At 52.5% G+C, this 9,043-nt stretch carries 11 protein-coding genes and 1 pseudogene; 7 read left to right on the top strand and 5 right to left on the bottom strand.

Annotated elements, in window-relative coordinates:
- Positions 1-349, top strand: a pseudogene (locus tag BST81_RS28300) (hypothetical protein); the annotation flags it as partial.
- Here the strand turns inward: BST81_RS28300 and BST81_RS25780 are convergent.
- Positions 346-774: an HHL1-like protein gene (locus BST81_RS25780; RefSeq protein ID WP_075601379.1), complete on the bottom strand. Its 429-nt coding sequence runs from the start codon at positions 772-774 to the stop codon at positions 346-348. The pseudogene BST81_RS28300 and the gene BST81_RS25780 overlap by 4 nt on opposite strands.
- 124 nt (positions 775-898) lie before the next feature.
- On the opposite strand from BST81_RS25780, the gene BST81_RS25775 reads away from it, so the two are divergent.
- Positions 899-1,660: a class II aldolase/adducin family protein gene (locus BST81_RS25775; RefSeq protein WP_075601378.1), complete on the top strand. Its 762-nt coding sequence runs from the start codon at positions 899-901 to the stop codon at positions 1,658-1,660.
- Here the strand turns inward: BST81_RS25775 and BST81_RS25770 are convergent.
- From BST81_RS25770 to BST81_RS25760, 3 genes are read right to left on the bottom strand one after another with little or no spacing between them, the layout of a single operon-like run.
- A complete protein-coding gene (locus BST81_RS25770) occupies positions 1,649-2,767 on the bottom strand; it encodes a tRNA (guanine-N1)-methyltransferase (RefSeq protein WP_075601377.1) in 1,119 nt (372 codons plus the stop codon). The genes BST81_RS25775 and BST81_RS25770 overlap by 12 nt on opposite strands.
- Positions 2,767-3,738 (bottom strand): glutathione S-transferase family protein, encoded by a 972-nt coding sequence (locus tag BST81_RS25765; protein WP_075601376.1) that lies wholly within the window; start codon positions 3,736-3,738, stop codon positions 2,767-2,769. Before BST81_RS25765 ends, BST81_RS25770 begins: the two co-directional genes overlap by 1 nt.
- Positions 3,739-3,759: 21 nt before the next feature.
- The gene (locus tag BST81_RS25760) at positions 3,760-4,041 is read right to left on the bottom strand and encodes a metalloregulator ArsR/SmtB family transcription factor (RefSeq protein ID WP_253188496.1); all 282 of its coding nucleotides are present in this window, start codon (positions 4,039-4,041) and stop codon (positions 3,760-3,762) included.
- A gap of 181 nt (positions 4,042-4,222) precedes the next feature.
- On the opposite strand from BST81_RS25760, the gene trxA reads away from it, so the two are divergent.
- From trxA to selD, 5 genes are all read left to right on the top strand, one after another.
- On the top strand, positions 4,223-4,573 hold the full coding sequence (gene trxA, locus BST81_RS25755; protein WP_075601374.1) for a thioredoxin: 351 nt from the start codon (positions 4,223-4,225) through the stop codon (positions 4,571-4,573).
- 28 nt (positions 4,574-4,601) lie between these two features.
- A complete protein-coding gene (locus BST81_RS25750; RefSeq protein ID WP_075601373.1) occupies positions 4,602-5,702 on the top strand; it encodes an alkene reductase in 1,101 nt (366 codons plus the stop codon).
- 418 nt (positions 5,703-6,120) lie between these two features.
- Positions 6,121-6,993 (top strand): hypothetical protein, encoded by an 873-nt coding sequence (locus BST81_RS25745; RefSeq protein WP_216351462.1) that lies wholly within the window; start codon positions 6,121-6,123, stop codon positions 6,991-6,993.
- 98 nt (positions 6,994-7,091) lie between these two features.
- Entirely contained in the window at positions 7,092-7,415 is a 324-nt protein-coding gene (locus BST81_RS25740; protein WP_075601371.1) for a hypothetical protein, read from the top strand.
- Positions 7,416-7,507: 92 nt separating this feature from the next.
- Positions 7,508-8,542 carry a selenide, water dikinase SelD gene (gene selD / locus BST81_RS25735; RefSeq protein WP_075601370.1) on the top strand — a complete coding sequence of 345 codons (1,035 nt, stop codon included), beginning with the start codon at positions 7,508-7,510 and terminating at the stop codon, positions 8,540-8,542.
- Positions 8,543-8,605: 63 nt separating this feature from the next.
- Here selD and BST81_RS25730 read toward each other — a convergent pair whose 3' ends face one another.
- Positions 8,606-9,043 (bottom strand): hypothetical protein, encoded by a 438-nt coding sequence (locus BST81_RS25730; RefSeq protein ID WP_216351461.1) that lies wholly within the window; start codon positions 9,041-9,043, stop codon positions 8,606-8,608.

The raw sequence follows: 9,043 nt of genomic DNA, 5'->3' as shown, positions 1-9,043 counted from the left end.
AGCAAAGACTGCCAGAGAGAACGAKGAGTATCGCGTCATCCCGATGTGGGAACAGGACCCGGCCCTTTTCTTGCAGGATAATGCACTCTTGCCCCTGGCTCCCTTAGCTGCGGCTGCCAATCCGGAACCGCTCCTGGCCCAGACGGCACAACAGGTAAGCAGGATAGAATCAATGCAACAGCAGCGAGAGGTGTCTGCTTACACCCAGTTGCTGGCAGGCTTACGATTTAAGAAAACGATCATTCGTCAACTGTTTCGGGAGAGGGCCATGCGTGAATCTGTAATCTATATCGTGGCTCTGCGGCAACAACGGCTCACCTGCGAGACTGTGGAACGGTGTCGATCCTAGGGGCGCTGTAGCAGGAATGAAATCCGATCTTTAACACCAGTCAGCACCGATTGCAGGGCACCAGTAGCCGCTGTTTTCGGAGGTTCTGCAATCTGAATCGGTTCGTCCTTAAATTCCTTTAAGCGATAGCCATATTCCAATTGCTGCTGATGCTTTCGCAGACTGGGAAACAGACGAAACGCTCCCTGCAGCAGATCTTTCTGACTATCAAAAATAGCCTGATTAATCTGAGCCGAACGCTTGACTGCAACGACCCCGACCGGATACCAGTTCTTTTTCCCCTGAATACGAATATAAATCTCAAACTCTGGCAACCCTTCCGCTTTCATCTGGTCAAACTTTTTACCAGCTTCCGCCCGTTCGATCGCGCGTTGAGACACTTTGGGCTGAGACTTGGTTTTGCCGAATCCGGAGCTTGTCGTCATCGCTATTTATCCTGAAACCTTAATATAAGTTTACATCATTTTAAGAAATTCCTGAAGGGGTGAGGGCTCTGGACCCAAAGCGTTATAACGGGAGAGTCTATCTCTAGGATCGAGTCAGTTGTTTATGCCAGTACTCACAATTCCATCTCCCCCTGCATTCGAACACCTTAAGGATGAGCGGCTCCATCGTCAGCAACGACTGGCAGCCGCATTTCGGCTCTTTGGCCGCTACGGCTTTGATGAGGGTGTGGCCGGACATATCACGGCTCGCGATCCAGAGTTTCCCGATCGCTTTTGGGTCAATCCTTTTGGTATGTACTTTGGCCATATTCGCGTCTCTGATTTGCTGCTGGTGGATGCCGAGGGTACGGTGATCGAGGGGGAAGGGGTGATCAACAGTGCCGGATTTGCGATCCACTCCCGGATTCATGCAGCCCGTCCGGATGTGATCGCTGCTGCCCATGCCCATTCCCTCTATGGCAAAGCCTGGTCCACTCTGGGTCGTTTGCTGGATCCTCTGACCCAGGATGCCTGTGCTTTTTACAAGGATCATGCCCTGCTCGATCGCTACAGTGGCGTTATCCTGGATCTACAGGAAGCCAAGCGGCTGGCCCAAACCTTGGGACTCCGAAAAGCAATCATTTTGCAAAACCATGGGTTACTCACCGTAGGCCAGACCGTAGACGAAGCAGCCTGGTGGTTCATCACGATGGAGCGGTCCTGTCAGGCTCAACTGATGGCAGAGGCAGTCGGGACACCCATCCCGATCGAGCCAGCCACCGCTGCCCTCACCTACAGTCAAGTTGGCACCTCCCAGATTGGCTGGTTCAGCTTTCAATCCCTTTACGCCATGATTGTGCGCCAGGAACCAGACTTATTGTCCTGAACGAGCTGCCTGGATACAGGTCTGGAGGGTCGCATTGGTTTTGATCGCCTGGGGATTGATGTGGGTGGGGCAGGCCCGGTATCCGAGGTCTTGCAATTGATAAATGAGGGCCGATCGGGGCGGGATATCCAGTTGCCCCCGACGACCAATTTCTCCCAGAGTGTAGAAGTAAGGAGGTAGATCGGGGGATGCCTCTGCTGCCATCAGACCCAGCAACTCAGCCCGCTCTGACCAGTGCCACTGTTGGGCCAGGGTCATCAATCCTTCCAGAAAAGCTGCCTCATGCAAAGGGCCTAACCATAGGGGACCTCCGATCGTCAGCATCGATGCACATTCGGCACAACTGACTTTGCCGAGTTGACGCCAACTGGCAAGCTGGTACTCCCCACAGGTATGGCAGTAGCCCAAAAAGCCATAGTTCTGGGAACTTAGCCCAGACTGGGGCACCAGACGCACCAGAATCCGATAGGTGTTTCTGAAATAAAAAGAGAATAAGGGTTGAATACCCAGCCCCTTTGCGGCAGCCTGTTGCTGTGCCGCACCAATGAGGACCCGCAACCCCTGTTCATGGGCCGCCGGATGATTGCGGGTATAGCTGCCATAGGCTGCCACAGCCACCTCTGGGGAATGTCCGGTCAGGCTGCGCCCATCCGTACTGGTGAGATAAAGCAGCCCCCCGATCTCCCCAGCCCAGAGACTGGTACTGAGATAGGGTGCTGCCGCTCCAAAGCAGTCGAGATCGATGAAATCGTAAAAATCCTGGCGATTGTAGCAGTCAAAAAAGACCCGATTCGCATCCCAGCAGGTCACCAGGTAACGATCGGTGGGAAGAGTTTGTAAATTCCCCTGCAGCACTGACTGGATATCTGAATTGCTGTCATTTGCCCAGACCGCATCAGCCTGACCTTCCAGGAAATACCGTAACGCCCGCACCCCGCACCCCGCCATGGCATCCAGCACCCGCAGGCGACCGATTTCCTGGCGATGGAGGGCAGCGGCCAGCACCCCCAGATCCCTAGCCACTTCAGTCTGGGGACGGTAAAAACTATCCCCAATTTGAAATCTGGCCTTGCCCTCTATAGCCCAAGCCGATGCCGCATCCCCCATTATGATTGGGGCAGGCGATCGCGATCGTGGGGGGAGTCCAGGTCCAGCAGCGGTCCCTTGGGCACAATCCGGCTCGGATTCACCTTGGGATGACTCTTGTAATAGTGCGTTTTAATGTGCTCGAAGTTACACAATTCCTTCACCCCTGGATACTGATACAGCTCCTTCAAATAATTCCAGAGATTGGGATACTCATAAATGTGACGCAGATTGCATTTAAAATGCACGTAATACACCGGATCAAAGCGCAACAGAGTCGTAAACAGACACCAATCTGCTTCCGTCACAACATGGCCACAGAGGTAACGTTGCTGGCCCAAAATCCTTTCCCAGTGATCCAGGGCTGCAAACAGATCGGTAACCCCTTCTTCGTAAGCCTGTTGGGTGGTGGCAAAACCAGCCCGATACACACCATTGTTAATGGGTTGATAGATGGCATCGATCGTCCGATCGATCTCCACGCTCAGATGCTCTGGGCAAAACGTCACCTTCTGCGCTGCAATTGCCTCAAACTCCGTATCCAACTGGCGAATGATCTCCCGAGATTCGTTGTTGACGATCGTGCCCATCTGCTTATCCCACAGCACTGGTACCGTCACCCGACCAATGTAATCCGGTTCCGCTTTATGGTAAATCTGCCAGAGATACTGGGCCTGGTTCACTGAATCTGGGATACAGCCAGGCGCATCCGAAAATTCCCAGCCATTCTGATTGATGATTGGATTTACGACGGAGAGTCCGATCGCTGCGTCCAAGCCTTTGAGCTGACGCATAATTACCGTGCGATGAGCCCAGGGACAGGCCCAGGAAATATACAGATGGTAGCGACCCGCCTCAGCCCGGAATCCACTCGATCCATCAGCGGTGATGCGATGGCGGAAGGTGGTGGAAGGACGAACAAAGCGGCCCCCAGCATCTTCCTGCTCCCGATCGGACACCCACTGACCTGCTTTTAAGAGACCCAAACCCATTTGATTATCCTCTATGAGCGCTTATTTGTCTGGTGCAATGGCCAGGTCAGTAAAGCAGGTGGTCAGGACCGATCGGTTGAGAGAGTTGTACTTGGTCTGCCCTTCCTTGCGGACCTGAATGACCCCTGCTTCCGCCAGAATCTTGCTGTGGTGGCAGAAGAGGGCCAGACTGATTCCCAACTGATGGGCCAGGTCAGACCCGCTGACTTCACTTTGCCGATTCAACAACTCCACCATCCGAAGTCGGGTGGGGTCAGCCAAAGCCGCAAAGATTTTAGCCCGTTGTTCAGTATCAGTCACCATACTATTGGAGGAATTAATCGAGCTTGCTGTTCTTATCATAGAGCCTCCAGGGCCAGTCGTGAAACACTCAAATAACTACTTGACTATTCTTCGATCGGTGCCTAGAATTTAGTTAAAAGGTTGTTTAACTGTAAAAGAGTTAACAGCCTGACTGTGCGTTCCAACTCTACAGGAGGGTTCTATGCTCTCTCGCGCCCCAGCATTGATAGGTTTGAATGACGAAAATTTTGCCTCAGAAGTGTTGAGCAGTTCCTTGCCGGTTCTGGTAGACTTCTGGGCTCCCTGGTGTGGTCCCTGTCGGGTTATGATCCCCACCATTGAAACCCTGGCCGCTGAATTGGCTGGTGAAGTGAAAGTTGCCAAACTCAATATTGATCAGCATGAGCAGCTTGCGACCCAGTACAATATCCGGGCTTTGCCGACCCTGCTGCTGTTTCGGCAGGGGCAGGTGGTGGATGAAATAGTTGGTGTTATGTCTATTGCGGCGCTGATCGATCGACTGAATGCCTGGATCCAACCCCAGGCTGCCTGAGACTTTTATCAACCCTGGAGCACTTTTCATGAGTTCTAAGATTAATCTACATTCTTCTGTAAAACTGGGTCCCTATGAGTTACCCAATCGGATCGTGATGGCTCCCCTGACCCGTAACCGGGCCGCAGTGGGGAATGTGCCCCATGATCTGAATGTGACCTACTACAGCCAGAGAGCCTCTGCCGGGTTGATTGTCACCGAAGCGACCCAGATTTCCCCCCAGGGGATGGGTTATCCCGCTACTCCCGGCATCCACAGTGCCGAACAGGTCGCGGGGTGGCGCATGGTCACAGAGGCGGTCCATGCCCTGGGAGGTCATATCTTCTTGCAACTCTGGCATGTGGGCCGGATTTCCCACCCGTCTCTGCAACCAGATGGGGCACTGCCCGTTGCCCCCAGTCCGATCGCCCCCGCAGGGATGGCCAGCACCTACAGTGGAGAACAGCCCTTTGTCACCCCCCGCGCCCTCACCCTGGAGGAAATTCCTGGCATCATCGAGGATTACCGCAAAGCTGCCCAGAATGCCCTGGAGGCTGGATTTGATGGGGTGGAAGTCCATGGGGCTAATGGCTATCTCCTGGATCAGTTTCTGCAAGACAATACCAACCACCGCACCGATGCCTACGGAGGGTCCATCCCCAACCGGACCCGACTGCTACTGGAGGTGCTGGCGGCAGTCACTGGCGTCTGGGGGGCCGATCGGGTGGGGCTGCGGCTCTCCCCCAGTGGCACCTTCAACAGTATGGGAGATTCCAATCGGCAGGAGCTATTTACCTATGTGGTGGAACAACTGAATCCCCTGGGACTGGCCTACCTGCACCTGGTAGAGCCTCGTGCTGACATGAACCCCCCGGTGCAGTTAGGGGCAGCCTATTTCCGGCCCATCTACCAGGGCACGCTGATTTCTGCCGGAGGCTACGATCGGGATCTGGCAAATCAAACCCTGGCTGCTGGCGAAGCAGACCTGATTGCTTTTGGTCGCCTCTATATTGCCAATCCAGACCTGGTGGAACGGCTGGCCCACAATGCAGAGTTGAATCCCTACGATCGCAACACTTTCTATGGGGGGGGTGAGCAGGGGTATACGGATTACCCGGCTCTGGACAGTCAACTGGTGGGAAGCAATTAAGCCAGAGGTCCGCAGCCAAAACCAGGACTTCCTCAGCCCTGTGGCAAGGAGCCCTGGTTCATGGGCGGCCCAATGCAGGTGAGGGCGTGGGACAGGTTGCCTCATCCTCAAGATACAAGGTTGGGTGGAGCTTTGCTCACCCAGCCTTGAGAACATGTTTGGTCAGACAATCAGGCTAAATTCTTCAGGCAATGGGAGATTTGGAGTTGTTCACATTTCTTTCAGGAAAAGGGAACATTACGGGTTTGCGTGTAAAACTTGTAGTGAATTTTCTGGATTGCCTTGGAAATCGAGTCCCAAGCCTGACAAAAACATGGTCAAAATATTGAATCCCCGCTATCTCTTACTAACGGGTCTCCTCTTAGCCAGCGTAACGATGAGCAGTTGTTCCCCTAGAGAGGCCGCCACCTTAAAAGAAATGGCTCTTTCTTTTAAGCATCAATCTTCCCTGGCGATCGATTCCCTCGATCGCTACATTCGGAGTCAGACAGACATTGCTCAACCCACAGATCAGGAAATTGAAGCACGTTTTCTCACTATTGTTCTCAGCAAGAAAGTAACCGAAGAAGCTTTAGAAAACTATTTACTCAGTCAGCAACCTTTGCAGCCTTTTCCAGGCAGAAGTAATCAGGCTGATCAAAGGATTCTGAAATTCATTAATAGTCTGCGGGAACAATATAACACCCTCTCTACAATTTATGAGGATCTCGATCGAGGATATCTTTTTGCCCAAGATGCGGTGGCAAAATCCAGGGAACCCCTACAGAAATTAACCGCTCAGATGGCATATTTTTCCCTGTGTGTAGAAGCCTATCCACCGTTGCTGACGGCACAGAGAGCAGAGTTTGTGGCGGGAGTGCTACAGTTGCGCCAGAAATTTATGGCCACCTCTAATGAGGTTGAGCGAGAAACGATCAAAAATAATCTCAAGCAGCAACTAATGTTGCTCCGACAAATTCAGGAACAGGAACGGGCGATTCAAAGAGATACGATCGAACAGACGACTAAGGCGGCGGCCTTAGGAATGGATCTACTCAAGCAAATTGACCAGTTTAAGCGTACCAATTCCCTAGAGGATCTTGGCTTTTTAATATCGAAATCCTTTAACATCCTGACTACGCTGACGGGAGCAGATACAAAAAAATTACAGCAGAAATCATCTGAGATTTTAACTGTTATTCAAACCGATCCTGATTTTCGAAGAGTGGCTGAAACGGCTTTACAGGGAACTCAGCCCCCGGTCATTCCAGATTCAACCGTTAATTTACCTGAGCAATGTATCGGTTTTTAGCTGCCGGTGTGGACTTTGCTCCTGGAGGTGTGATTTGAACCCCCAGGGCCTTTTCAAACATCCTCTAAAACCCTGACCTCATCCTAGTGAGAATAACCATGACAGATAGCTCGATCCCTAAAGATTCAGATACCCTTACCCTGGAAGAACTTGGAGCAGCCGTGATTAAGGCGAATGTCAAATTCAGACTGCTGCCACCAGACGAAACATTAGACCTCTGGGAGCCCATCCAGGAACTGAATGATAAATATTCAGATGCTGTGATCAAACTCCTGAAAAAAGGGGTGATTACAACCAGTGGGGATGTCCAAAACATGAAAGCAATCCATCAAGAAATAGGTCGTGCAGCTAATTCCCAATCCCTTTTATCTTCGGTCCTCAAAGTCATTACGTTTTTGAAGTCAGGCCCTTTTTTCGTTTAAAGTCAGCTCTCCCAATTCCTTTGCGGATGGGATGCACTCGTCCGCATCGGTGACTCAACTTATAAAATATGGGTTCTATAGGTTAGAAAACTATGATTCGTTTGACCCAATACTCCCATGGGGGAGGCTGTGGTTGTAAGATTGCCCCGGAAAAATTGCAGCAAATCCTGCACCAGGTTCCCCTCGATCTGGGTAACGATCGCCTCCTGGTTGGAGCGGGCACCAGTGATGATGCGGCAGTCTATCTCCTCAACCCCGATCAGGCGTTAGTACTGACGACTGATTTTTTTATGCCGATCGTAGATGATCCAGTGGATTTTGGTCGTATCGCCGCCACCAACGCCCTGTCTGACGTTTATGCCATGGGCGGAACCCCGATCCTGGCCCTGACGATCCTGGGCATGCCGATTAACAAGCTCCCGACCGAGGTGATTCAGGCCATCATGCAGGGAGGGGCTGCCGTCTGTCAGTCGGCTGGCATTCCCCTGGCTGGGGGACACTCGATCGACTCCCCAGAACCAATCTTTGGATTGGTGGCAGCCGGTATTGTTCATCCTCAACACCTGCGCCAGAATTCAACCGCTCAGGTTGGTGATCGGTTGATCTTGACCAAGCCCCTGGGCATTGGGGTGATGACAACTGCGCTTAAAAAAGAGAAATTGAGCCCTGAGGCTTACCGGGAAGTCTTGACCGTCATGACCCAGTTAAACCGGGTTGGAATCCAGTTGGGGGCCAACCCCATGGTGCATGCCATGACTGACGTGACGGGGTTTGGGCTATTGGGACACCTGCTGGAGGTTTGTCGGGGTAGTAAGGTGAAAGCCCAGATTACTGCCAGCAAGATTCCAATTTTGAGCCCAGCGAGGACTCTCGCAGCCCAGGGGATTTTTCCGGGGGCTGCCGAACGTAACTGGAACAGTTACCGGGATGGGGTGATCCTGGCTCTAGCCCGTCCAGACTGGGAAACCCTCTTGCTGACTGATCCCCAAACCAGTGGGGGCCTGCTTCTGGCTGTTGCTCCTGAGGGAGTGGCCGATATCCTGACACTTCTGGCCCGGGAAGGGTATGAGCATGCAACTGTGATTGGGGAATGTAAAACAGGCACACCCGGCATTGAAGTCCAATGAACAGCCCTACCGGTGGGTAGAGACTTTGCAGGCAACGTTTCTACCCACCGGTGGGGGGATTGATTAACGGGGTTGTTGCTGACGGTTTTGACGGCGTTGCTCACGCATTTGCTGCAGTTGTTGCTTCTGCTGCTCTGTCAGAACGGCTTCCATCTTGGTCTTGGTCTCTTCCCGAATCGCTTTCATCCGGGCCTTTTGATCCTCACTCAGGTTCAGTTGGGGCCGTTGTCCCTTCTGCCCATTCTGTCTGTTCAGTTTGGCTTGTTGCAGTTGTTGCTTCTGCTGCTCTGTCAGGACAGCTTCCATCTTACTCTTGGCCTCCTCTCGGATTGCTTTGATCCGAGCCTTCTGGTCTTCGCTCAGGTTCAAATTTTTCATGATCTGTTCCTGATGGTTACCCCGACCAGGACCAGCCATGGCTGGATTCGTAAAGACAGGCAGCAAGGGAGCAGCGGTTAACATGAGCGCGATCGCACCAGACAAGAGAGAAAAGGATTTCAT

Source organism: Leptolyngbya sp. 'hensonii', assembly GCF_001939115.1.
Lineage (GTDB): Bacteria > Cyanobacteriota > Cyanobacteriia.
The sequence above is the reverse complement of the archived record's forward strand: the minus strand, read 5'-3'. Positions and strand labels throughout refer to the sequence as shown.

Bases quoted from the DNA above. Each gene is read 5' to 3' on its own strand.
- trxA (WP_075601374.1), top strand. From the start codon at position 4,223: ATGCTCTCTCGCGCCCCAGCATTGATAGGTTTGAATGACGAAAATTTT.
- selD (WP_075601370.1), top strand. From the start codon at position 7,508: ATGATTCGTTTGACCCAATACTCCCATGGGGGAGGCTGTGGTTGTAAG.
- BST81_RS25770 (WP_075601377.1), bottom strand. From the start codon at position 2,767: ATGGGGGATGCGGCATCGGCTTGGGCTATAGAGGGCAAGGCCAGATTT.
- BST81_RS25730 (WP_216351461.1), bottom strand. From the start codon at position 9,043: ATGAAATCCTTTTCTCTCTTGTCTGGTGCGATCGCGCTCATGTTAACC.
- BST81_RS25775 (WP_075601378.1), top strand. From the start codon at position 899: ATGCCAGTACTCACAATTCCATCTCCCCCTGCATTCGAACACCTTAAG.
- BST81_RS25780 (WP_075601379.1), bottom strand. From the start codon at position 774: ATGACGACAAGCTCCGGATTCGGCAAAACCAAGTCTCAGCCCAAAGTG.
- BST81_RS25750 (WP_075601373.1), top strand. From the start codon at position 4,602: ATGAGTTCTAAGATTAATCTACATTCTTCTGTAAAACTGGGTCCCTAT.
- BST81_RS25745 (WP_216351462.1), top strand. From the start codon at position 6,121: ATGGCTCTTTCTTTTAAGCATCAATCTTCCCTGGCGATCGATTCCCTC.
- BST81_RS25740 (WP_075601371.1), top strand. From the start codon at position 7,092: ATGACAGATAGCTCGATCCCTAAAGATTCAGATACCCTTACCCTGGAA.
- BST81_RS25760 (WP_253188496.1), bottom strand. From the start codon at position 4,041: ATGGTGACTGATACTGAACAACGGGCTAAAATCTTTGCGGCTTTGGCT.
- BST81_RS25765 (WP_075601376.1), bottom strand. From the start codon at position 3,738: ATGGGTTTGGGTCTCTTAAAAGCAGGTCAGTGGGTGTCCGATCGGGAG.